A 24,594-nucleotide genomic window follows, 5' to 3' on the forward strand; every position below is an offset into this window, starting at 1 on the left:
CCGTAAATGTCGAAGATAATTTTTCGCTTACCGGTATCCATCCGGGTTCGTACTTGAATCGCGAATGTAAGCGTCACCGGGTGCGATCCTGCACGCCGCTTCCACATCAGCTGGCCACAGTGGAACCTTGCTCGTCACGCGGCATACCAATCGGCCGATAAAAAACAGCATGTGAAACGGCAACATCAGCCACTTGAGAACCGGGTTCCAAGCGTCTCTGGAAACGAGTGCCGTCCAACCCTCGTAGAGCGTCTCGCGTTTGTCGGCAATGGGCAGGCAATACCGAAACCCCGGCGCATCGATTACTGCTTGCGGACCCTCTTCCATGTAGCGACGGATGAACTCCCAATGGCGCAGGCAATAGTCGCGACTACTCGATGCATAGCCGAAGACAAACATTTCCTGAACCGTTTTCGGGTCTTTCAATACTAGGCCGCAGATGCCAAGTGTGCGTACACCGAATGCCTGGCTGTTCACTCGCAAGGTAAAGTACACGTCGTCCCATGGTGCTTCGAGTACCGTGTCGTCGCCTCGGAATACGTAGACCATGCGGTTTTCGCGGTTGAAACGCATGGGGTAGTGGGTGTAGCGGAACCATTCGCCGATGGTGCGGTTGAAGGTGATGAATCCGGTAGCCACGGCTGCTGTTATTACGCCGGAAAAGAGGGCAGATGCCAACACCGATGATTCATCGTGATGATCCCATTCTGGATTCAGGTAATAGTCGACGATGACCGAGTAAATGGTGTAAATCTGCGCAAGGGCAAATAAACCGATCGAAAACGAAGCGATTAAACTCATCATTCCGCGATTCGCGTAGATCCCGTCAACCAACTCGAGATAAGTCGAATTCATCCTGATCACCCGCCCCGACGCGTGTGGTTCTTCGGTTCGCTTGAAAATCGACAGGCTCGATAAGCGATCCTGATCAGTCAGTAGACGTGGCTTCTTGCTTGTTGTGAACATCATCGATATCCCACCGGGTTCGTACTTGAATCACGCACATAGGCGTCACCGGGTTTGATCGCGCACGCCGCTTCCACATCAGCTGGCCACAGTGGAACCTTGCTCGTCACGCGGCATACCANACTTGAATCACGCACATAGGCGTCACCGGGTTTGATCGCGCACGCCGCTTCCACATCAGCTGGCCACAGTGGAACCTTGCTCGTCACGCGGCATACCAATCGGCCGATAAAAAACAGCACGTGAAACGGCAACATCAGCCACTTGAGAACCGGGTTCCATGCGTCTCTGGAAACGAGTGCCATCCAACCCTCGTAGAGCGTCTCGCGTTTGTCGGCAATGGGCAGGCAATATCGAAATCCTGGTGCATCGATTACTGCCTGCGGGCCTTCTTCCATGTAGCGACGGATGAACTCCCAATGGCGCAGGCAATAGTCGCGACTGCTCGATGCATATCCGAACACAAACATTTCCTGAACCGTTTTCGGGTCTTTCAATACGAGGCCACAAATGCCAAGTGTGCGTACACCGAATGCCTGACTGTTCACTCGCAAGGTGAAGTACACGTCGTCCCATGGTGCTACGAGCACGGTGTCGTCACCACGGAATACGTAGACCATACGGTTCTGGCGGTTGAAACGCATGGGGTAGTGGGTGTAGCGGAACCATTCGCCGGTCGCGCGATAGAAGAGAATTAAGCCTGTTATAAACACGCCTATAGCAAGGGTAGCGAAGCCCATAAATGAGAGCATTTGGCCTTCGTCGTCGCGATTCCAATTTGGGTTTAGATAGAAGTCGAAATAAGTCGACCACCACGAAACTACAAGAAAAATAAGGAGGATGCTTACTCCGAATATCCCAACTGCACTAAGCATTCCTCGATTCGCGTAATACCCGTCGACTAGCTCTAAATATGTCGAGCTCATGCGAATTACCCTGCCCGATGCATGGGGTTTAACGGTGCTATTGAAAATCGATAAATTCCATTCATGATCCTGATCGCTCAACAGGCGTAGTTTTTTAGCTGTGGTAAACATTAAAACCCCGTTATGACTTTATTGAAGTCACTCTTCTCCTGATCCGGATCGGAATATCGGCCTGCCTTTAGCGCCCCCCAATAGCAACGTTCGAGCCATTGGGCAAAGGCATCTCCCCTAATGTGATCAATTGCCATAGCGAGGGCGACCAATACAACAGCCAACAACACCCCCCAACCAGTTATGCTTAATCCTCCGACCACCGCCGCACCGCCTGCGCTTCCGCCAGCCAAAATAGAAAACACTGCAGCTGCAATACCTGCAAGGCCCGAGAGCAGTTGAAGACCTGCTAGTTCGTATTTTCCTAACGACCGACTTTCATAAGCATCCGAAAGATCCATCGCCGCAGCCACCCCCGACACCGCCGCTGTTATCGCCCCCATCACGCGCAACGCAATACCCGCGCGTCCTGCCAATTGCTCGCCCGCAATGCGCTCCGCCATTCCCGTCGCATACAGATTGCGCCACGTGCCATAGGCCTTCACAACGTTACCCACCCCCGTACCCATCGCGCCCACATACAACGCACCTCCAAGCGTCACCCGAACGTCCTGCGCCCACGTCTTCTGGAATGACAGCGCCTTCGCTTCGTCTTCCNCGGGCGCAGACGCAGGCGGCTGGCTTCGAACGCACCTCCAAGCGTCACCCGAACGTCCTGCGCCCACGTCTTCTGGAATGACAGCGCCTTCGCTTCGTCTTCCAACATCTGATTCCAGCCCGCGTACTTGCAAGCAACATCGACCGCCGTAAGTATTCCTTCGGACACCGCTGCAAAAACCGGTAGCTTCGTTTGAATTCTCAGGACCGCATACTCGTGTGCAGTCGCGGGTGTGGTCACGTTCGCAACCAGCCATGCCACTTTTTTAGTCGGGTCCTTGATGTTCGCTAGCTCCTTGTGCATATCGTCCGTAATGAACACCGCGAGCGTGGAGTTCATCGATATCCCACCGGGTTCGTACTTGAATCACGCACATAGGCGTCACCGGGTTTGATCGCGCACGCCGCTTCCACATCAGCTGGCCACAGTGGAACCTTGCTCGTCACGCGGCATACCAATCGGCCGATAAAAAACAGCATGTGAAACGGCAACNTTCATCGATATCCCACCGGGTTCGTACTTGAATCACGCACATAGGCGTCACCGGGTTTGATCGCGCACGCCGCTTCCACATCAGCTGGCCACAGTGGAACCTTGCTCGTCACGCGGCATACCAGTCGGCCGATAAAAAACAGCACGTGAAACGGCAACATCAGCCACTTGAGAACCGGGTTCCATGCGTCTCTGGAAACGAGTGCGATCCAACCCTCGTAGAGCGTCTCGCGTTTGTCGGCAATGGGCAGGCAATACCGAAACCCCGGTGCATCGATTACTGCCTGCGGACCCTCTTCCATGTAGCGACGGATGAACTCCCAATGGCGCAGGCAATAGTCGCGACTACTCGATGCATAGCCGAATACAAACATTTCCTGAACCGTTTTCGGGTCTTTCAATACGAGGCCACAAATGCCAAGTGTGCGTACGCCAAACGCCTGGCTGTTCACTCGCAAGGTGAAGTACACGTCATCCCATGGTGCTTCGAGTACCGTGTCGTCACCTCGGAATACGTAGACCATGCGGTTCTGGCGGTTGAAACGCATGGGGTAGTGGGTGTAGCGGAACCATTCGCCGATGGTGCGGTTTGAGACGATAAATCCGACTACAACCACTGCCGAGATCAGCCCCGAAAAGCCAGCAGACAACAACATCGACCATTCTTCGCCGCGATCCCATTGAGGGTTCAGGTAGTAATCGAAGAGTATCGAGTAAGCAATGTATCCCTCTGCCGAAGAAAATAATGCGATTGCGAATATGCCGACTGAACTCATCATTCCGCGGTTCGAATAAATCCCATCGACGAGCTCTAAATAGGTTGAGTTCATCCGAATTACTCTTCCCGAAGCGTGAGGCTCAGATCCTCGCTGGGAGATGGACAAGTGCGATTTGCGATCCTGCTCGTTCACCGGACGCTGTTTTTTGCTTGTAGTGAACATCAAGCCCCCGCCATGAGCTGGCTGAAATCTGCCTTCTCAGTTTCCGAATCGGTATAGCGACCCACGGGTAACTTGCCCCAATAGCAGCGCTCCAACCACTGAGAGAATGAATCGTCCTTGAAATAGCCAATTGCCATGGCAAGCGCGACCAACACCACTGCAAGCAACACGCCCCATCCGGTCAAGCTGAGTCCGGCAACTACAGTTGCTCCGCCCTCTACAGAAACTGCGGCTAGAAACGCAAAACGAGCAGCTGCAATGCCGACGGCACCTGAAAAAAACTGAAGGTTCATCAATATCCATTTCTGCTGCCGCCAACTCGTTACCGCCTCCACAATATCCATGACCGCTACAACCCCCGACACCGCCGCCGTTATCGCCCCCGCCACCCGCAACGCAATACCCGCGCGTCCTGCCAGTTGCTCGCCCGCAATGCGCTCCGCCATTCCCGTCGCATACAAATTGCGCCACGTGCCATAGGCCTTCACAACGTTACCCAATCCCGTACCCATCGCGCCCACATACAACGCACCTCCAAGCGTCACCCGAACGTCCTGCGCCCACGTCTTCTGGAATGACAGCGCCTTCGCTTCGTCTTCCAACATCTGATTCCAGCCCGCGTACTTGCAAGCAACATCGNAACGCACCTCCAAGCGTCACCCGAACGTCCTGCGCCCACGTCTTCTGGAATGACAGCGCCTTCGCTTCGTCTTCCAACATCTGATTCCAGCCCGCGTACTTGCAAGCAACATCAACCGCCGTAAGTATTCCTTCGGACACCGCTGCAAAAACCGGTAGCTTCGTTTGAATTCTCAGGACCGCATACTCGTGCGCAGTCGCGGGTGTGGTCACGTTCGCAACCAGCCATGCCACCTTTTTAGTCGGGTCCTTGATGTTCGCCAGCTCCTTGTGCATATCGTCTGTAATGAACACCGCGAGCTTCGAGTTCACCCGGGTTTTGCTGAAAGTAGCGGTCTCAAACGAAGCAATATTGCCGCTCGCAAAACTACCGGCGACCTGCCTTCTGGCATAGGTCGTCAGTTGCGTGACTTGATCGGCGGATAAAGGCTTGCCGCTCCGTTTAGCCGCTTCGCCAAGATTCGCCACAAACGTCTTTGACAGAAAGTCGATTGTCTCGCGCACCCCGCCGCTGATCTTGATCACTCCGGCTGGCGTTCGCAATGCCACGCCCACGATCGCCATCCAGCGGGCCAGCGCCTTTTCCGCTGCGTTGCCGTTAAATTCACGTAGTGCCGTCGCAATAGGCGTAGCAATCTGCGTCAGCAACACTGCGACCGAGTCTGGCAGCAGTTTCCCGTTCGTTTCTTGCCTGGCTTCACGCGCTTTTGTCTGAGCCGCTTTCATGCGGGACTCCGCGGCCTCCAACTTTCGACGTACCGGATTGTTGAAGAGCAACACCGAACCTGCTCCCATCGCATCCGACGTTGCAACCATGCTGAACAGATCGTCGTAATCTGTCTTTGCCTTGGCGGCCGCCTTCTGCGCTCCCTGCGCTTTCAATTGCGCATTGGGCTCGGGCTTGAGCAGCACCTGCACATGCTTTGTGTACTGATCCATCAAAGTGGACCAAGGCACGCTGGCCGAATCAAGCGGCGCCGCTGCCATTGCAGCAATGAGATCGTCCTGACGCAGCACCATCGCGCGTAGTAGCAGATTAGTCTTCTCCGTAATATCTCCTTTGAGCCATCGGAGATAGACATCGGCGCAGCCAGGAATTTGCTGAGTCGCGACCATGCAGCGCTGCAAGGTCTCCGCGTAGACGTCGCCACTCAACACATCTTGTCCGTCGTGTGCGCAATCGAGTGTATTGGCCAGCAGGTTGCTCTGCATCCACGCCGCGTGCGCTCGCGCCAACCCTTCAATGTGTTCCTTCTGTAGCTGATCCGACGCGGCCTTGAACTCATCGGCCCATTTTTCGTAAGGCGTTGACTTGATTCGCGTCAGATACTCGCTCCACGAGTCGTGCTGATCAGCCGCGATACGAACCGGTGGTGGATTTCGGTTTATCGCGTCAGCTTTCAACTGCCGCGCCGTGACTTCCTGCGGGAACAGTTCCATTGCCATCTTTTGCATGTCGGTTGGGCGCTGCCCTATCGATTCCGCTCTCTCTCCAGCCAACCGCTCCTCCCGAAGGACCTCATTGCCTTGCTTCATGACGTTGGCCAGCGCTTCAGCCTTCATGAAGACCTGCATCTTGACCTTTTCGTCATTCGACGCGTGCAACGCTTTGATCGCGCTATCCAGCTGGAGCAGATTCCGATAGGTCGTGGCGTAACTGCCGTAGCCCTTACCATATGCATCCTTCGCCACTCGCGTATCGAGCAGGCGTTCCTGATGCCAGTTGATCAACGCGGCGAGGTCTTGCGCCACGCCCGCCGGGTCGGCCAACGCGACGATCGCCGCCGTCAGCTTCGGACTGCGCCGGCTGCACGACGACAACACACCTTCGGCCTTACCTGCGTGCAGCCGGTAGTTCGGTGCCGACAAAGGCGCGAACGCCGTACCGGTGGCAGGCTTGCCCGGCGCATATTCAGCAACCGTGTTTGCAAGTTCATTCATCGGAACCGCGTGTGGCGTGCTTCCCCGGCCCGTCACTCCCACATTGCCGGTCGATGTCCTATGCGTCTTCGCCCATTCGCCTGCATTGAACTCGCGCATGTGGAGTTGCCGCAACAATTTGCCCTTTGCGCCCTTGTGGGCATCGATCACAGTCTTTGTCCATTGCACGTCCGAATAGCCCAACCACACAATGCCCGCGTTCTCTGCATCTGCGATCGCGATGCAACCCGCCAGCTCGCGGTGGCCTTCATACGAACAAGGAATCGCCGACTTCGTTTGCTCCGTGACACTTGCTGCCACCGGGATGCTCATGTAATAACCGTCGGCGGTGATCCAGTACGCGTCCATCCCGTCACGCTTCTCGTCATACACATACAGATAGCCGCTGCGAAGCAACCGGGTTGTGTACTGCGCGCTGCCGTGCAACGTCACGTCCTGTTTCTTGCCCTTGCCAACGCTTTGCGTTATGTCTTCCACTTTTAACGGCGAGGCGATCGGTGGCAGGCTCATGGCAACCGGAGCGATCGCATAACGGGCGGGCATCAACAACAAGCCCACCTTGTCGCAGAAGGCGCATTTCGGCTCTGACATATTCTTTATCCCTTGGAATTTATGTGTTCTGGGTAGCGTCAATGGACTGCGCGCACGTCTTATATTCATCAGGCAACAGCAGTGCGATCAATTCAGAGCAACTCATGGTCTCAACGCGCATTTCGAGTTTCGCCCAGTGACCTGCAAGACGCGGGTGGTCCCGGAAGGCTGCGCCATACCGCGCGATATGCTCCGCGCAATTGATCTGATCCTCGGCCTGTTTCCAATGTAGCCGGCGTTCCGCTTCAGTCACGGCCAACTCAATAAGCGCGGCCGTCGCCGTTTTCTCCTGCCATGGAATCTCCGACGGCAAGCCCAGACGCGCCAACGTCTGATTGATCGTTGCAATCCGCTGCGTCCGGTCCCACAAGTCGATATCTATCCGCGTGAACCCGCCGATCCTCTCAGGCGGCGGGACTTCGGATGCGGTATCTCGCTTTGAAAATTCGCTATCAACAGCGTTGTACTCGTACCAGTTATCAAGCCACGGAAAGACCCATCGAGACACAGGCCCAACCAGTGCCTCCAGCTTTCCGGGTTCGAGCATCCAGCACAGGTTGGCGAAAACGCGGGGATCGAAGAAGCGCCAGAGCGCACCTGGAAGAGCGCGACTACCGCCTTTCTCGACCGGCAATACAAGCAGCTGATTAGCCAGATGTCCGGCCAGTGAGTTGGTATCAACCGACGCTTGAACGTATGCACAGACGCCTGCACGGGTGAGCGGCATGCGCAGCCGGCTTTCGTGCTCGGCGTTGATGATTGTTGACAGCCAATCTCGCTGGCCCGGATCGCACTGCGCAAGATCGATGATCGCAGGCAAACCCGTGAAGTCCCGCGTCCAATTGGTCGGGCTGCACACCAGCGGTAGCAGAGCGTCTAATTCACCGCTTCCAGCAAATGCACCCGGATCAATAATCAGGTGGCCGCTCTCAGGTATTAACGGAACGGGACATACGGAAACCCGCTCGACCCGCTGTTGAAGGCTCGTCGTCATTTGAATGGTCACGTGAGTGCCGCACTATTTTCGCCAGCAGCGGCGGCCGAGGCCTCCGACGCGTGACACACCGCAAAGGCGGGGAGTTTGCCTTGGATGCTATCCGGGCCGTCCCATTGGAAATTAGCCATCTTGATGGACACTTTGTTGGGCGCTCCGATAGTCACATTGCCATGTTCAAGTTTGATATATGCACCCGCGCCATCTGTCAGCGTGACTGACTTGCTCGCCTGCACGATCACATGACCATCGCTACTGGTGACTGTCATGTTTTGCTGTGATGTCAGCTCCATTTCGTCGCTCTGAGCTTGAATTTGAATCTTTCCCTTGCTGGCGAAAAGCTTCATGCCCATTTGTTGCGCGAACAAACTTATGGCTTCGCCTGCGGCGACTGTGAACTTGCGTAACACGCCGACGTCAGTGCTTCCGCCTGAGGTCATCGTGATGTTTGTGCCGGCGGACTGCACGATTGCATCGGGCGTCACGAGGGCGATGGACGAGCTTGCTGAAAGCAGCATCACCGCCTGTTGTATATCTTTGATCTGGTTCTGAAGGACCTGCTGCATCTCTTTTGCGTCGGCCGCCTCTGCCCGGGCGATTTTCGCCGCCTGTGCCAAACCTTCCATGCGTGCGTGTGCGTAGTCCAGCCGCTTCAGGGCCTCCTGCATGGCGAGTTGCTGGTCGGTCGCATTGGGCCGGTCATCCGTAGAAACAAGCAGCCCCTTGCCCGCGCGAATCGCCCCATACCCGGACGTCCTCAGCTCATAACCCTCACCACGCTTTTGCCGCTTGCTGTCGACCATATGACCGAGATTGAGCTGACTCTTGCCCGAATGCTCGGTACTGATCTTGATGTGCTGTTCGTTCTCCCAGTCCTCCATCCGGATCTTGTTATTCGCTTGCGTGCGAATAACGTTCCGCGACATCCATCGTTCCTGGTTGTGAACCAGGTCGGACTGAATGCTGTTGTGATGGAACTGCGAGATAAAGAGTTTGTTCGGATCACCATCGCGGGCCATGATGACCGCTTCGGTACCATCGAGAACCGGGAAATGGAAGCCCGTTTGCAACGCGCCGGCGAAAGGCTTGGCCATGCGCAAGGGGACACTTTCGCCACCGGGATTCCACTTGTCGAAGTCGATATCCAATCGCACTGGATAGTGGCCCGCTTTCGTTAAATACGCATATGGATATTTGTTCGGCGACGTCACGCGCGCACTCAGCGCTCCGTGGATTTTCGGCCACTTGCTCTCGTCGATTTTCAGTCTGAAGCGGCGATCGGACGGAATCGCTTTATACGAGTTGCTGTAAGCCACGCCCCGGCCACCCGAATGCGTTACTTCGATAATCACCTGCCCGCTGGGTGCATCGGGTAAAGGTTCATCGATACGCAGAATGCGGCCCGGTCGCAACTCGAGCACATTGCTTTGTCCGTGATACACGACTTGCCACGCAATTGCCGCTTCGTGACGCAACTGCGCTTCCCAGCGCGCGCCGTCCTGGCTGAGGTGATTCGTGCCGTAGATATAAGGCTGACCATACGTGGTCGTATCGTTGATGGCGACGTTCGCTTCGTCCTTAAAGCGCTCCCATGCCACAAGCGGATTGTAATCGGCGACCAGAACCGATTGCGGCACCACTTCGGTGTGCGTCTCGAGCGCGAACACGGCTTCAGTTCCAGCTTCAAGACCCGCGTTCTCGCGATACGGCACCTTCAATTCAGGCGTGTAAACGTAATGATCGATATCGTCGCCGAATACGACTACGTCGCCATGTTTGCCTTGTTCGGTATAGAAATAAATCCCTTCTTGCTCGCACAAAAGGCGGATGTAATCTAGATCCGATATCTGATACTGAAGGCGAAAATCGTGCACGGGATAATCGCGGCGCAGCTTGAACTCGAACTGATGATCCATGAACTTGTCGTTCAGCAGAATCGATTCAATGATTTGCTTCGCACTTTGCTGCTGAAACACGCGGCATCGGTGCAAAAGCGCAAGACGCGCCATCTGCGATGCAACGACANTTCAGCAGAATCGATTCAATGATTTGCTTCGCACTTTGCTGCTGAAACACGCGGCATCGGTGCAAAAGCGCAAGACGCGCCATCTGCGATGCAACGACAATTGTGTATCGATAAAAGTCTTTGGTCTTCTTGATCCGCTTGAACTGGGTTACGATGCCACGATAAACACGCGGCTCCGCGCTGTCTTCGGCGGTGATCGTAAAGTGTCCGTCGCGTCCAAGATAATCGGCACGCGAAAGCTGATCCGGATGTGTGAACTCAATCGTGATTTCGTAAGGCGATGCCATGCCCTCGCGCGCGTGATACGAAATCACCGAAATGTCTTTGGAATTCGACGCGCTGGGTGAACTCAATCGTGATTTCGTAAGGCGATGCCATGCCCTCGCGCGCGTGATACGAAATCACCGAAATGTCTTTGGAATTCGACGCGCTGGGTACATCGAGGTGATAGGCCTGTTGGCCGGTTACGCGTGCTCTATTTGAGCGATACGCGTCGCCGTTCTGATAAGTGTCCCGCATCGTTTGCAGCCCTTCATCTCTCAGGTGAATCGCAAACTAACTGGCGCCGGCGATTCTTTTATTCGAACAATCGTTCTTATCATTGCGAAAATAAGACGTGATCGTGAATCATCCGTTAACGTCGGCTACCTGGGAAGGCAAGACAGGGGTGACGCGGCAAAATTCGGAATTTTCTGAGATTGGGTCGCATAGTTCGACCATTCTTTGACTTGGTGCGACGCGGTTGGATGTCGGGAACCCAAACCGCAAATCACCCCAGGTGGAAACGATCGAAGCAATGCTCGGTTCCCCGGCGTTGCGACGCTGCTTATGATCGGACTCGCAAACAGCGAAGCGATTAAAGCCGATGCAGAAAAATCGCCGCTGCAGCATCCATACTCGATGCCACCGTTCAAGCGTTGCGATCACGTGGCAAGAGATCCGCATCCGCTCCAACGCCACGCCCCATGCCAAAACGAACAGGTCACCTGCGCCTCGGCGCCTTCCTTTATCCGTCGGGACATCACATAGCTGCGTGGCGTCATCCTGAAAGCCAGGCCGACGCGGGTATCAATTTCCGCCATTACGTGCAGCTTGCACAGGCCGCGGAAGCCGCGAAGTTCGACCTGATCTTTCTCGCCGATGGCGTCGGCACTCGCGGCGACAACCTCGACTTCCTCAGCCGCACGGCGCACAGTTACATAGCGCAGTTCGAACCGATCACCCTGCTGTCCGCGCTGGCAGCAGTCACCTCACGCATCGGCTTTGTAGCCACGGCATCCACCAGCTTTAACGAGCCGTATCACGTTGCACGGAAGTTCGCGTCGCTCGACCACATTAGCGGCGGACGCGCGGGCTGGAACCTGGTGACGTCGTCCAGCGAACACGAAGCGAAGAACTTCAATCGCGATACCCATTTCGATCACGCCGAGCGTTACGAACGCGCAGACGAATTTGCAACTGTCGTTCGCGCGCTCTGGGACAGCTGGGAAGACGACGCTTTCTTGCGTGATAAATCCTCGGGCCGCTTCTTCGATCCGGACAAGCGCCACGTGCTCGATCACAAGGGCCGCTTCTTCCAGGTCAAAGGGCCGCTCAACGTGGCACGCTCGCCGCAAGGACAACCGGTGCTCGTGCAGGCGGGTTCGTCCGAGTCCGGCCGAGCGCTCGCCGCACGCACCGCGGAAGTGATCTTCACGGCCCAGCAAACACTGCAGGATGCCATCGACTTTTACGCCGACGTCAAAGGCCGTCTCGCGGCGCACGGACGTCATCCCGACGATCTGAAGATCATGCCCGGCGTATTCCCCATAGTCGGACGCACGCGATCCGAGGCCGAGGAAAAGTTCGAAGAACTACAGTCGCTGATCGATCCCGTGGTCGGACTTGCGCTCGTGTCGGGTTTAACGGGTGGTATCGATCTATCCGGTTATCCGCTCGATGGCCCTATTCCCGAATTGCCCGAAACCAACGCGAGCAAAAGCCGCCAGGCGCTGACCATAGATCTCGCGAGACGCGAGAACCTGACCATCAGGCAGCTTTATTTACGCGTGGCCGGTGCGCGCGGTCACTGGCAACTCGTTGGGACTGCGGATGATATTGCCGACCAACTCGAAGAGCGTTTTGTCAATCATGGAGCGGACGGTTACAACGTCATGCCGCCCACATTACCTGGCGGTCTGACCGATTTCATAGAACTCGTGCTGCCGGCGTTGCGTCGCCGTGGACTGTTTCGTAGCGACTATGAAGGTCATACCTTACGCGAAAATCTCGGACTCAGGCGGCCCGTCAATCGCCATGAACGCAATCGGCAAGCGGCCTTGTCGATTTGACGAATGGTGTTATCGAATTCCACGTCTCGCATGTAAAGCTTAGTCCAATCGCTTCGTTGCCGCGCTCGCTGGCGGATGCTTCAATTTATCGGCGCCAAGGCTTTTCAACACCGTTGGCAAGAAAAGTTTCCCACCTTTAAAAGGAACATCCGATGACACTCGTTGCTACGTCTGCAGTGCAAGCTGAGCCCGCTCTGGAGCTCGACATTCATGCGGTCGGCGGCCGGATTGGCGCTGAAATCCGCGGCGTGCGCCTCGGCTCGGATCTCGACAGCTCCACGCACGCCGCGATCAACGCGGCGCTGCTCAAGCACAAGGTGATCTTTTTTCGCGGGCAATCGCATCTTGACGATGCCGAACAGGAAGCCTTCGCCAGCCTCTTTGGCGAGACCGTGGCGCACCCAACAGTACCGTCGCTTGCCAATACCAGCCGCCTGCTCGAACTCGACTCGAAGAACGGCACGCGCGCGAACTCGTGGCATACGGATGTGACCTTCGTCGAAGCGTATCCGAAGATCTCCATCCTGCGCGGCGTAGTGATTCCGCCCGCTGGCGGCGACACGGTCTGGGCCAACACCGTGCAAGCGTATGAACGTTTGCCGGAGCCACTGCGCGTGCTTGCGGATTCGTTGCGCGCCGTTCACACGAACACCTACGATTACGCCGCGAATCGCAGCGCACCGAGCACGGATGCCGAGCTTGCGTATCGTGAGCAATTTACGTCGACGGTATATGAAACCGAGCATCCCGTGGTTCGCGTGCATCCGGAAACCGGCGAACGCAGTCTCGTACTTGGTCACTTCGTGCAGCGGTTCGTGGGCTTGTCGCAACGCGATTCGGATCGTTTGAAAGAGCTCTTCCACGATCACATCACGCGCCTCGAAAACACCGTGCGCTGGCGCTGGAATCAGGGCGATGTCGCCATCTGGGATAACCGCGCAACACAGCACTATGCGGTCGCCGATTACGATGAAAACGAACGCCGCGTTGTCCGTCGTGCAACGGTGCATGGCGACGTTCCTGTTGGTATCGACGGACAGCGTAGCCGCGCGCTGCGTGGCGCTCATTAAGTCAGCCGCCGCGCTGATTCCACCGGGCGCGGCCTACCCTTTCCTCATCGATTCCAATCAATGACAACACGGTTCTTTTTACGCACCTTTCTGGTCACGCTCGGTCTGGCCGCATTCACCAGCGCCTTTGCCGCGGCGCCTGCCGTCGTGCGAATCGGCGTTGCCACGCAGGGTTATGGCGACCCGCCGGTCTTCGGTGGCTCGCCCGCAGCGACGGCGCAATTGCAGCATCGTGTGGAGGATGCACTCGCGCCCGAAGGCATCAAAGTGCAATGGCTCTTTTTCAAAGGCGCAGGACCCGCTGTCAACGAGGCTCTTGCGAACCATCAGATCGACTTCGCCTATCAAGGCGATTTGCCCGCCGTGCTCGGACGCGCGAACGGGCTCAAGACCAAGCTGCTGGTGGAATCGAGTGTACGTACCGGCGTTTATCTCGCCGTGCCGCCCGACTCCGACATCAAGAACGTGAAGGACCTCAAGGGCAAACGCGTCGCGATATTCCGGGGTACTAATCTTCAGCTTGTCGTCGATAACGTCCTGAAAGCCAACGGCCTGTCGGAGAAAGACCTCCGCGTCATCAACCTCGACGACGCTGCTTCGCAAGCGGCGTTGGCATCGAAGGGCGTGGACGCCGTCTTCCTCGACTTCAAGCTCTTCAAGTTGCAACGCCAGGGCCTGGCGAAAATCATCTACGCATCGCGCGATGGCGGCTTGCAATACACGCGCCAGGCGCATCTGCTGGTGCTCGATGATTTCGAACACGATCACCCGGACGTTGTTCAAAAGGTCGTGACGTCGGTGGTCCAGGCGGCGCAATGGTCGTCCGAGGAACCGAATCGAAGCGCACTATTCACGCTATGGGCGAAGAGCGGCGTGCCGGTTGAATCGTGGGAATCGGAGTACGCAAACCAGGCGTTGAAAGACCGCAGTTCGCCACTGATCGATCCGTTCATTGTCACGCGCTATCAATCGGTTGCCGACGACGCGCTGCGCCTGAATCTCATCCGTCAACCCGTGAGTGTGAATGGCTGGTTCGAACCGAAGTATCTCGACCAGGCGTTGAAATCCTTGAAGCTCGAAAACTACTGGCCACGTTTCGATGCTTCCGGCAAGCCGCTCAAATCGTAAACGCATTTAGCTTCTGCATTTAGCTCCTGCATTCAACTCCTGCACGCATCCCACGGAGAATCCGATCATGGCGAATAGCATCGCCCGCGCCTTATTTCCCGGCCGTCCATCTGAATCAGCCGATACAAACCGTCGTATTGCGCTCGCCGCCGGCTCGATCAGCTGGACTGCGTTGCCGTGGTTGTTGCCCGCTGCGGCCGCACTGTTATGGATCCTCGGCTCGCATTACGGATGGATCTCGGCGCAGATATTGCCTTCGCCGCTGCTCGTCTTCGATACCCTCGGCGGGCTCGCCAGAAGCGGCGAATTGTGGATGCATGTCAGCGCAAGCCTCTCGCGGGTCGCCATCGGATTTGCAGGCGGCGTCGTGCTTGGCTTGCTGCTGGGCGGATTGCTCGGACTATCGCGTACGGCGGAAGCCTATATCCTTCCGAGCTTCAACGCAGTGGTCCAGGTGCCTGTTCTCGGCTGGCTGCCGTTCCTGATGATCGTGGTCGGGATTGGCGAGCCGCTGAAGTACTTGCTGATCGGACACGCGGCCCTTGTGCCTGTCACCCTCAGCACCTTGCAGGGCTTTCGCAAGACGCCGTCCGCATATCTCGACGTCGCCCGCGTCTTCAAGTACTCCCCATTCCAGACGATATCGCGCGTCATTCTGCCGTCGGCCGTACCCGTGATCGGCACAGGAATCCGTCTTGCATTCACGAAGGCATGGCTCACGCTTGTGGTCGTGGAACTCGTGGCCTCATCGGAAGGATTGGGTTATCTGATCGTGTACGGACGCCAGTTGTTTCAACTCGATCTTGTGTTGGCATCGGTGCTGATCGTCGGCGCAATAGGTTATGCGGCAGACCGGTTGCTCACGCGGCTGGAGAACAGTTTGTCCACGCCACGGCCGGCATGAACGAGGTGACATATGTCCGCAACGTCTCTTGAACTCGAATCCGGCTCGGGCGCAATCGCCGGCGCCGATGCCTCGGCGAGCCAAGGCCGCTGGCGCGGTTGGGTCATTCCAGTCGCGGCCTTCGCGATCTGGTGGTATCTGTCGCGCAACGCGGTGACTGGACACGGCATGATGACTTCGCCGGCGCAGGTCTTGCACACCGCGATCGACCAGATAAAAACGGGCGCGTTGTGGCGCGCGCTCTCGGCTTCGCTTGCGCGCGAGCTGACGGGATTTACACTCGGCGCAAGCCTTGGGCTTGCGCTCGGTGCGTTGCTCGGTGTGTCGCCGTTCGCCAACCGCCTCGTTGGTCCGAGCTTCAATACGTTCAAGCAGGTATCGCTTTTTGCATGGATACCGCTGATCTCAGTTTGGTTCGGTCTCGGCGATCTCGCCAAGGTCGTGTTCCTTTCGCTGGCCGCGCTCGTGCCGGTGGTTGCGCACACAGCCGACGGCATTCGCGCGGTATCGCCGGAATTGCTCGATGTGGGCCGCGTGTTTCGCTACAGCAAATGGCAAACGGTGACGCGCATTGCCATTCCTGCAGCGTTGCCCTCCATTTTTACGGGCGTTTATCTTGCGCTGATCTATTCGTGGCTCGCGACGCTCGGCGCCGAATATCTGCTGGTTGCGGGCAGCGGTATTGGCAATACGCTGGTCGATGGCAGCGAACAGTTCCGCATGGACCTCGTGGTTTTCGGCGTGATCGTGATCGGCATTACCGGCTGGGCGCTGAACTCGCTGGCGCGTGCCGTGCAAAGGCGCTGGTTCCACTATCCTGTGGCCTGATTCCAGTCGCAACCTATTTAATACGGATTCCATATAATCATGCCGACTCCTATCGAAACGCGTGCAAATGAGCTCAACCTGAATCGCGTGGCAAAGCGTTTTGCGGGCGATACCAACGTACCGCCGGTACTCGATGGCATCGATCTCACGGTAAGCAGCGGCGAGTTCGTCGCGATCGTGGGCGCGAGCGGCTGCGGCAAATCCACGTTGTTGCGGCTGATTGCAGGGCTCGACGATCAGTTCGATGGCGATATCGAGTTCGGCAAACAACGCATCCGCACCACGGATCTCGCGCGCGGCCTCGTGTTTCAGGATCACAGGCTGTTCCCGTGGCTCAACGTCGAACAGAACATAGCCGTGGCGCTCAGGAACTCCGGGCGTAGCAAAGACGAGAAGCGCCGCGCCGTCGCGGAGCATATCGAACTGGTCGGGTTAAAGGGTTACGAAGGACATCATCCGCATCAGTTGTCGGGCGGCATGGCGCAACGGGTATCGATTGCACGCGGCCTCGTGAACCGGCCAAGGCTGCTGTTGCTCGATGAGCCCTTCGGTGCGCTCGATGCCCTCACCCGCAACCGCATGCAAAACGAGTTGCAACGTATCTGGGAAAGCGAGCGCATCACCATGATCCTCGTGACGCACGATGTGGACGAAGCCGTATTTCTGGCGGATCGCGTTGTGGTGATGCAGGCTCGGCCAGGAAGAATCAGCAAGGTGGTGCACGTTGGACTGGAACGTCCGCGCCGCCGTAGTGATCCGGCGTTCGTGCGGTTGCGTGAAGATATTCTCGCGGACTTCAATACTCCGGTGGACGCGGCGTAAGCGTGTCTTCGCAGCCGGGGTTCAGGAAGCCCCGGCTGCTATTTCCTATTTTCCGGGCTAGTTCAGTTCCACCGCCGCAGCGGCATCGACTGGCGAACCTTCAATCGCTACAGAAGCGCGGCCGTCCGGCCCGACAGGAATATCGCCCACCAGTGTTGTCCGATACAACTGCCTGTCGAAATCCAGATCGAAGATATCCGATGGAGCCAGATGCGCGGTCGACCGGTTATCCCAGAACGCGACACTGCCCTTTTGCCATCTGAAGCGCACGGTGAACTCCGGACGCGTCACGTGTTCCCAGAGCAATTCGAGAAGCGCCTGACTTTCACGGGGCGTCACGCCAACAATGGTTTTCAGGAAACTCGGACTCACGTAAAGCGCGCGCTCACCGGTTTCCGGATGCACCCGCACGAGCGGATGTTCACTCACCAGCGACCGCTCTTTCACCGCCTCCTCGAACTCACTCGTCCCGCTCGCCCCGGCGGGCGCGGTGAACTTGTGAATGCCACGCAAGCCGTCGATAAAACCGCGCAGCGGCGCCGACAACTTTTCGTAGGCAACAACGAGGTTGGTCCACTGTGTATCGCCGCCATAAGGCGGGATGGTCACGCCTCGAAGAATCGATGCGAACGGTGGATTGACGGCCGCAGTGACGTCGGTATGCCATCCGGTCCACGGGCGCAAAAGCGACTGTCCTTCGAAGCGCGTCGCCTTTCGAAACTTCGAGATGGAATAGATTTCCCGATGTCCATCGACATGGCCGAACACCGGATGCCCGAGCGTCAGTTCCCCAAATTGCGCGGAAAACGCGACATGCTGTTCGTGCGTCAGGAACTGCTCGCGGAAGAACACGACGCGCCACTCGAGCAACGCCGCCCGGATCGCCGCGACCTGCTTCGGCGTAAGCGGCTTCGCGAGATCGACGCCATGAATCTCGGCACCAATATGGGCGGATAGCGGAGTGATGGTGATGTCATCGTGTTGGGTGTTCAGCGCTGCGCTCATCGTGCATCTCCTGGATGAAACCGTTCAGAACACGCGCCCTTCCGTCAGATGGGTCGTGTCGCCATTCAACTGATAGTCGCCAATCACGCGTGCCTTGTGCAGCAGCGGGTTGTGGCTGAAGATCGTGCGCAAGTTGCGCCAGTGGCGATCGAAGTTATGCACGCGCGATGTGGCCGATGCGCCACCCGCTTCGAACAGACGCTCGCCGGCATGCAACGCAAGCTTGCTCACTACAATCTGCGTCTTGGCCGTTGCAAGCGCGCCTTGCAGCACGAGCGCCTCGGCGTCGTTACTGTCATTGCGGATAGCGTTCGCGGAACGATCGAGCACACGGGCGTTCTGTTGCACGAGTGCATCGATAGCATGACTATGCGCCCCGAGGTCACCCACGACCTGCTGGATGAAATGATCTGTACGTGCCGATTCAGCCGGACTGTGCAACACCGGCCGCCCATGCTTGAGCACATAGTTTTCCGCGTCAGCCACGACGTTACGCACGATACCCGCCGCCACCGCCACCAGATGCAGCTGGCGCAGTGCTCCGCCGTGTCTGCCGGCGAGCGTGGTATATCCGCGCTTCATGACTTCGTGTGCAAACACTCGAACGTCATCCAGAACGAGGCTACCGCTCGCGGTCATTCGCTGGCCCATGCCGTCCCAATCGTCCAGCACCTGCAGACCTTCACGATCGACCGGAATGACAATGCTCACCGGTTCGTTGTCCTCGTTCTGCACATTGATACGTGCGAAGTCGGAGAACGCGGTTCCCGTCGAATAGTATTTTTTTCCGCTGACACGAAAGTGATCGCCATCACGCTTCAACACAGTGCCGATCTCGCCCGGTCGCGATGTGCCTCGCTCAGTCGAAGCGCCACCAAAAATCGCGCCTTCCAGCACGCGTCCGATTTGTTTGTCGTTGAACTCCGATCTTGGCGCGAGCAACAACGACTCGGTCAGATCGAAGTGGATTCGCAATGCGTGAGCGACATTGGATTCTTTTGCGGCGAGCGTGGCAATCACCTGGAAAAGGTCTTCCAGCGAGCCGCCAAGGCCGCCCCGTTCAACCGGGATTCGCAGCAACCCGAGTTCGGATTTGCGGAATAACGCAAAGCCATCGAAAGGAAGCTCGCGCCGGGATTCGCGCGCCGCGCTGTCTTCACCGATCTTCTCCGCCAGTGCCGGAAACGCGGCCAATGCGGCATCGAGACGAGATGTCGAAGCCGTTCCCTGCACTGAAGTCATGCTTTTATTCCTTGTATGGTGGGTGATGTGCGCGAGGTCCGACTATCCGAGACAACTACGGCTCAAGCGTCGGAGCTGCTGGTTCGATTGGCACGAGCGAGACTCGACATGACCAGCAGTGAGCCCGTCACCACGGCCGCAAGATGCTTGAGTTTCATTGTGGTTCGATCTGCGCACATTTAAAACGTGTGCGCAGGCGCACCGTGCGTCACATGGCGCGAATGTAGCAGCGCATGCACGCAAGGTGAACCATCGATTTGTTTGGTGCTAAGTATCGGAGGGAATAATGGCGACATTGCTTCCCCCGTTGCGGCTTCTTACTCGAACGCAGGATCGATAGGCACGCGATATCCGACCGCAAGCCGGTTTGTCTCGTTCGCCATTCCGACCACGGCGATCAATTCTCCGAACATCTCGTCAGTCATTCCCGCGCGCCGCGCTGCGGCCGTGTGGCTCGCCACGCAATAGCCGCAGTTGTTCGTCACGCTCACGGCGACATACAGCAATTCCTTGATGAGCGGATCAAGCGCGCCGGGCGCCATCACGTCTTTCAAACTGTCCCACGTACGGGCGAGCGTAGGCGGATGTTGCGCGATATATTTCCAGAAATTATTGACGTCCGGAACACCTCGTTTTTCCTTGATGTCGTCAAACACCGCTTTCACTTCAGGCGCGGCGTCCGCATATTCAACGGGTTTCATCTGGCTCATAAATCCTCCGGCTGGTTAAGTATATAAATATAACCAATCTGGATAAAATCTCGTCGAGCGTGGATTCGCCGAAGGCGCAAGCTAGAATTTGAAGTCGTTGAAGAATGTCTCGCGCTCGAGCACCGTCAACGCAGCGCGCTTGTGCGGGAAGTCGAATTCCTTGAGCGTATAAAACCCCATGCGGTGCATGTATGCAATATGGCGCACATGATCAACACGCGGTTCGCCAACCAGGCGCTGCGTGCGCGGTTCATCTATGAACATGTAATGCAGCACGCCGCTCCACCACGCCTTGAGTTTTCCCGAACTTTGAAACTGCGCATCGCCAATCAGCAGATGCAGGCCACGGTCGAAATCACCGGCATCGTAGAACGGGCCAAGACGATCTTCCTTCGCCCAGTAGAACTCGAAATACCCGAAAGGTTTGTCGTCGAAGTAGCCGATCATGGGATGCATGTGCGGGTCCGCCAGCCGTTCCTCGAGATACGCCGCGTGCTCCGCGCGCGTGCCTTTTTGATCCCAGAAGTAGGCAACGCGATCGAGGTTCATCCACTCGCTGAAGACGTCCGCATCCGCTTGCGCGTCGACCGTTCGCAAGCTCAGCGTCATGCCGATCAACGGAAAATAACGCTCGTAGATAACACCCTTCGCATTCGGTGGACGCAACGGGTGCCTACGCTCCTGCGTCACGGTGTAGTTCAACGGCATGGCGCCGGATGCCGTTGACTTGAGCCATGGTCGCGGTTGCTGCCAGAATGTCCTGCGCGATGTGGTCAGCAATAGATGGTCATCGAATGACTGCGCGGTATCGATGACACCTTCCGCAATCGCTCGCGTCACAAATGCTTCGATAGCAAGCGGATCGGATCCCTTCGACAACAACGCGATCGTTGCGCTTCGACGCGATGGCTCGCCGCAGAACAGTTCGCCGAGCGCAGGCAAGAGTTCGTCCGGCGTCATGCCTGCATGCCATTCGGCGGATGTCCGGTCAGCAACCGCGCTTTCGCGATCAATGGCTTCAGGATAAAAAGAAACGTTCATGGTCGTGTCTCCGGCGTTGCGCGATGCAGGTGTACGGTGATGCGAATGAACGTGCAGCACGCTCAAAGCGCGACCTTCGAAAATCGATCCGCCATTAAGGCAAGGCCGCCTTCCAGCGCGGGGAAAAGACTCAGATTGAAGTTGTTCCATCGCAGTTCGAGGATGGTGTCTTCTGCATGTATCGGCGTCTTCAGCACGTCGAAGATCACTTCGCCGGAGTCGATGCCGTTATCGACATAATGAAACGATGCGCCCGTCATGTTCACCGGCGCGACGGCTTGCGTTTGCATCGTGTTCCAGTCGATCACTTTCTCGCCTCGGGCGCCATACAGTGCGTCGAGCGTTGCGTATGCGCCGCGACGTTCGTAAGGCGATTTGAGCCGCGTCACGCCCGGATGAATATTTGCAATCCGCCGATGAAACACTGCGCCTGGACGCACGAGTTCATCGAGGATCACGAGCAGTCCGTCGAGCACGACAAAATCCGCTTCAAGCTCCAGCAGCTTCTCGAGCAGACGATGCTCGAAGGCGCTTTTTTGCGGCGCACGCTCCGGCGCGCCCCTCGCAAGTCGCCGATATGTCGATGGAATCGCGTGGAGCAGTTTGTTGACACGAGTGCCCTGCGCGCGAAGGTCGGCTGGATAAATCCACTGCTTGCCTGGCTGGCACGAGAAACCATAGTGCCTTAGCTTCTCGCGGTCTGCGGCCGAGTTTTCATCGTCGTCATAGATCACGCCTTCGAGCGAATATTCATCGCCGAGCTCGGTATTGTTCAGACGCTCCACCAGGAATTCGAGCGGTGACCTCATGTACCTGAAGCCGCCCTTGTATTCGATCTGCTGCCCTGCACGATCGGCCGCTGCGTTCCTTAGCGACAGGATATAAACGAGTTTTTTCTTCGACATGGTGATGGATTGAAGATACGCCAGTGAATCCGATACCAACGCGCGGCGCAAGCGCACCGCGCGCTGCTTGCTGCTCAAGACATAGTCATCGAGTCTTGCTTACCAGTCGTACCTCGCGGTCGCCACCACGGTCCGCGGATTGCCGTAGAAGCATGTCGAAGTCGACTGGCAGCCGCTGACAAACGTGCGGTTGAAAATGTTTTGCGCATTGACCGCGAAGCGCCAGTTGCGGGTGTCGTAGTGAATGGCGGCGTCGTACACGGTGTAGCTCGGCACGTACAGCGAGTTGTCGTACGCGCCCGCCAGGCCGCTTTGATAGCGAATACCTGCTCCCAGCCCCAGTCCCGCGAGCGGTCCTGTGTGCCACGTCCAGTCACCCCAGAGCGACGCCATCTGACGCGGCAGCGGGATCGATACCGGCCACTTGTTGAGCGAGTCGTCGTTCGCCTCGATGTTCTTCACGTCCTGATACACGTACGCCGCGATCACCGAGACATTGCGCGTCACCTTGCCGACCGCGCTCAGCTCGATACCGCGTGAACGCACCTCGCCCGTTTGCACCGAGAACGTGTTGGTCGGATCGGTTGGATCAGGCGTGAGCACATTGGTTTGGTTGATCTGATAGACCGCTGCGTTCAACATCAGGTTTTTGCTCGGCGGTTGCCAGCGCAGCCCTGCTTCTATCTGACGGCCCTTCGTGGGTTCCGCGAGTCCGCCGCCGGACAGCTTCACGCCAACGGTCGGATTGAACGAAGTCGCGTAGTTGATGTACGGCGACAGGCCATAATCGCCGAGGAACACGAGCCCCGCGCGCCCCGAGAACGCGTGATCGTTTTGCTTGAATTGCGTACCCGCGACCAGATCGTCCTGCTTCGTATTGCTCCAGTCCTGCCGGCCACCGAGCGTCAGCACCCAGCGCTGCCATTTGATCTGGTCCTGCGCATACACGCCGAAGCTGTCCAGCGATGCGCGCGTATCGGTTTGTCCGTAAGAATCGGGGCCGCTGAATATCGCAGTCGATACCGGCGTATAAACCGGGTTGTACATGTTCAGGCTCGGGCCTTGCGCAAGCCATTCGCTGTCGGTCGTATTCTGGCGGTTGTATTCAAAACCAAGCAGCACCGTATGTTCGACAGGACCCGTGCCGAAACGCGCTTGCGCCTGGTTGTCGATATCGAAGCGGCTGTAGTTCGGCTGGAACAAACCGGCATAACGCGACATGGTCTGCTGGGTCGGATCGCTGGCGTCGAGACCTGCCCCCCAGACCGCGCCCTGATCGAGCGATAGATGCATCCAGCGCACGTTCTGACGGAAGGTCCAGATGGGATCGAACTTGTGCTCGAACTGATAGCCCACCGACCATTCCTTCTTCCGGTAGTACGAATAGGTCGGGTCGCCCGTGTACAGGTCCGGAGAAATCTTGCCGTTCAAATTGGGCAGAACGGTGCCTTCGGCGGGCAGGAAGTTATTCGATGCATCGCCCCAGTCCTGCAAATAACTCGCGGCAATCGTGAGCGACGTGCTCGCGCTCGGCTGCCATCTGACAGATGGCGCAAACGCGACGCGCTGCTCCGCATGCGGACCGGTGAGCGAATTGCCGTCGCGTCCCACGCCCACGAAGCGATACGACAGCGTGCCGTCCTTATCGATCTTGTCGCCAATGTCGAAGGCAATCTGCTTGCGTGCATAGTCGCCGATCTGCATTTCGACCTGACGCACACGTTCGCCGTTTGCGAGCTTGCTTTGAATGTCCACGATCGCACCTGGATCGCCCTGCCCGTAGAGCACGGATGTCGGGCCGCGCAGGATCGTGATGCTATCGATCATGTAGGGATCGACGCGCCAGCTCGCCAGATTGAGCGTGTTCGGAACCTGCAGCCCGTCCTGGAATACGCTCGGCGTAAAGCCGCGCAACGCCGAGTACCAGTCGGAACGAACGTCCGCGCCATACGATGAAAAACCGGGCGTATATCGCAACGCTTCATTGATGCTGGTCGCGCCGGTCTGCTCGATCTGCGCTGCAGTGATCACGTTGATGGTTTGCGGGATTTCGTTGATCGGCGTATCGGTCTTCGTGCCTGTCACGCTACGTTTCGCCACGAGGCCGACCGTACCGTCGCCTTCGGTTGCGCCTTTGACCGTTATCGCAGGCAACGTGTCGCCCAGCGCTGCGCCTTGTTGTGTCTTGCTGTCCGGCTGCTCGCCTTGAGGTTGCGCGCCCTGAACCGTTCCTTGAGTCGTTCCCTGAGCCGCTGCCTGAGCGTGCGCGTGTCCTGCCGCCGCTGCGTAAAATGCAATGCCTGTCGCCACCGCGATCGCATTCCGACGCGTCCCTGTTGCCCACTCCATTTCCGTCGCTCCAAATCACAATGCGGCCTTTTATA

The 24,594-nt window shown here is 57.4% G+C and carries 16 protein-coding genes and 3 pseudogenes; 6 read left to right on the forward strand and 13 right to left on the reverse strand.

Translation table 11 applies throughout. From position 1 onward, the window contains the following. Positions 1 to 27: 27 nt before the first annotated feature. From ASG35_RS16585 to ASG35_RS32710, 7 genes and pseudogenes are all read right to left on the reverse strand, one after another. The gene (locus ASG35_RS16585) at positions 28 to 969 is read right to left on the reverse strand and encodes a DUF6708 domain-containing protein (RefSeq protein WP_056359495.1); all 942 of its coding nucleotides are present in this window, start codon (positions 967 to 969) and stop codon (positions 28 to 30) included. A gap of 119 nt (positions 970 to 1,088) precedes the next feature. Then, positions 1,089 to 2,003 (reverse strand): annotated as a pseudogene (locus tag ASG35_RS32695) (DUF6708 domain-containing protein); the annotation flags it as partial. A gap of 1,092 nt (positions 2,004 to 3,095) precedes the next feature. Continuing rightward, positions 3,096 to 4,034: a DUF6708 domain-containing protein gene (locus ASG35_RS16605; RefSeq protein WP_235527572.1), complete on the reverse strand. Its 939-nt coding sequence runs from the start codon at positions 4,032 to 4,034 to the stop codon at positions 3,096 to 3,098. 640 nt (positions 4,035 to 4,674) lie between these two features. Beyond that, positions 4,675 to 7,274: pseudogene (locus ASG35_RS32700) on the reverse strand (T6SS effector BTH_I2691 family protein); the annotation flags it as partial. Next, complete coding sequence (locus tag ASG35_RS16620; RefSeq protein WP_156393203.1) at positions 7,225 to 8,211, reverse strand: hypothetical protein; 987 nt, start codon at positions 8,209 to 8,211, stop codon at positions 7,225 to 7,227. The pseudogene ASG35_RS32700 and the gene ASG35_RS16620, both read right to left, overlap by 50 nt. Continuing rightward, entirely contained in the window at positions 8,208 to 10,208 is a 2,001-nt protein-coding gene (locus ASG35_RS32705; RefSeq protein ID WP_082508420.1) for a type VI secretion system tip protein VgrG, read from the reverse strand. The genes ASG35_RS16620 and ASG35_RS32705 overlap by 4 nt, the downstream gene beginning before the upstream one ends. Positions 10,209 to 10,225: 17 nt before the next feature. After that, positions 10,226 to 10,512: pseudogene (locus ASG35_RS32710) on the reverse strand (contractile injection system protein, VgrG/Pvc8 family); the annotation flags it as partial. Between the two features lie 678 nt (positions 10,513 to 11,190). Here ASG35_RS32710 and ASG35_RS16635 point away from each other — a divergent pair. The 6 genes from ASG35_RS16635 to ASG35_RS16660 all read left to right on the forward strand — a co-directional run bounded on the left by ASG35_RS16635 (position 11,191) and on the right by ASG35_RS16660 (position 17,307). Further along, positions 11,191 to 12,555: an LLM class flavin-dependent oxidoreductase gene (locus tag ASG35_RS16635; RefSeq protein WP_056359525.1), complete on the forward strand. Its 1,365-nt coding sequence runs from the start codon at positions 11,191 to 11,193 to the stop codon at positions 12,553 to 12,555. A 152-nt stretch (positions 12,556 to 12,707) separates the two neighbouring features. Continuing rightward, positions 12,708 to 13,625: a TauD/TfdA dioxygenase family protein gene (locus ASG35_RS16640; protein WP_056359528.1), complete on the forward strand. Its 918-nt coding sequence runs from the start codon at positions 12,708 to 12,710 to the stop codon at positions 13,623 to 13,625. Positions 13,626 to 13,685: 60 nt separating this feature from the next. Then, positions 13,686 to 14,753 carry an ABC transporter substrate-binding protein gene (locus tag ASG35_RS16645; RefSeq protein ID WP_056359531.1) on the forward strand — a complete coding sequence of 356 codons (1,068 nt, stop codon included), beginning with the start codon at positions 13,686 to 13,688 and terminating at the stop codon, positions 14,751 to 14,753. 67 nt (positions 14,754 to 14,820) lie between these two features. Beyond that, positions 14,821 to 15,657: an ABC transporter permease gene (locus ASG35_RS16650; RefSeq protein ID WP_056359534.1), complete on the forward strand. Its 837-nt coding sequence runs from the start codon at positions 14,821 to 14,823 to the stop codon at positions 15,655 to 15,657. 12 nt (positions 15,658 to 15,669) lie between these two features. Next, positions 15,670 to 16,485 (forward strand): ABC transporter permease, encoded by an 816-nt coding sequence (locus ASG35_RS16655; protein ID WP_056359536.1) that lies wholly within the window; start codon positions 15,670 to 15,672, stop codon positions 16,483 to 16,485. 39 nt (positions 16,486 to 16,524) lie between these two features. Further along, a complete protein-coding gene (locus ASG35_RS16660; protein ID WP_056359539.1) occupies positions 16,525 to 17,307 on the forward strand; it encodes an ABC transporter ATP-binding protein in 783 nt (260 codons plus the stop codon). A 57-nt stretch (positions 17,308 to 17,364) separates the two neighbouring features. On the opposite strand, the gene ASG35_RS16665 is transcribed toward ASG35_RS16660, so the two are convergent. The 6 genes from ASG35_RS16665 to ASG35_RS16690 all read right to left on the reverse strand — a co-directional run bounded on the left by ASG35_RS16665 (position 17,365) and on the right by ASG35_RS16690 (position 24,559). Further along, complete coding sequence (locus ASG35_RS16665; RefSeq protein WP_056359542.1) at positions 17,365 to 18,312, reverse strand: TauD/TfdA dioxygenase family protein; 948 nt, start codon at positions 18,310 to 18,312, stop codon at positions 17,365 to 17,367. A 24-nt stretch (positions 18,313 to 18,336) separates the two neighbouring features. Further along, positions 18,337 to 19,554: an acyl-CoA dehydrogenase family protein gene (locus ASG35_RS16670; protein ID WP_056359544.1), complete on the reverse strand. Its 1,218-nt coding sequence runs from the start codon at positions 19,552 to 19,554 to the stop codon at positions 18,337 to 18,339. A gap of 317 nt (positions 19,555 to 19,871) precedes the next feature. Further along, on the reverse strand, positions 19,872 to 20,264 hold the full coding sequence (locus ASG35_RS16675; protein WP_056359547.1) for a carboxymuconolactone decarboxylase family protein: 393 nt from the start codon (positions 20,262 to 20,264) through the stop codon (positions 19,872 to 19,874). 81 nt (positions 20,265 to 20,345) lie between these two features. Further along, positions 20,346 to 21,224, reverse strand: coding sequence for a GNAT family N-acetyltransferase (locus ASG35_RS16680; RefSeq protein WP_235527602.1), 879 nt, complete (start codon positions 21,222 to 21,224; stop codon positions 20,346 to 20,348). Between the two features lie 143 nt (positions 21,225 to 21,367). Then, the gene (locus tag ASG35_RS16685; RefSeq protein ID WP_056360798.1) at positions 21,368 to 22,210 is read right to left on the reverse strand and encodes a formyltransferase family protein; all 843 of its coding nucleotides are present in this window, start codon (positions 22,208 to 22,210) and stop codon (positions 21,368 to 21,370) included. A gap of 99 nt (positions 22,211 to 22,309) precedes the next feature. Further along, positions 22,310 to 24,559, reverse strand: coding sequence for a TonB-dependent siderophore receptor (locus ASG35_RS16690; protein ID WP_056359550.1), 2,250 nt, complete (start codon positions 24,557 to 24,559; stop codon positions 22,310 to 22,312). Positions 24,560 to 24,594 lie beyond the last annotated feature (35 nt).

Origin of the sequence: Burkholderia sp. Leaf177 (genome assembly GCF_001424345.1) — a bacterium.
In the GTDB taxonomy this organism is placed as follows: Bacteria; Pseudomonadota; Gammaproteobacteria; order Burkholderiales; family Burkholderiaceae; genus Caballeronia.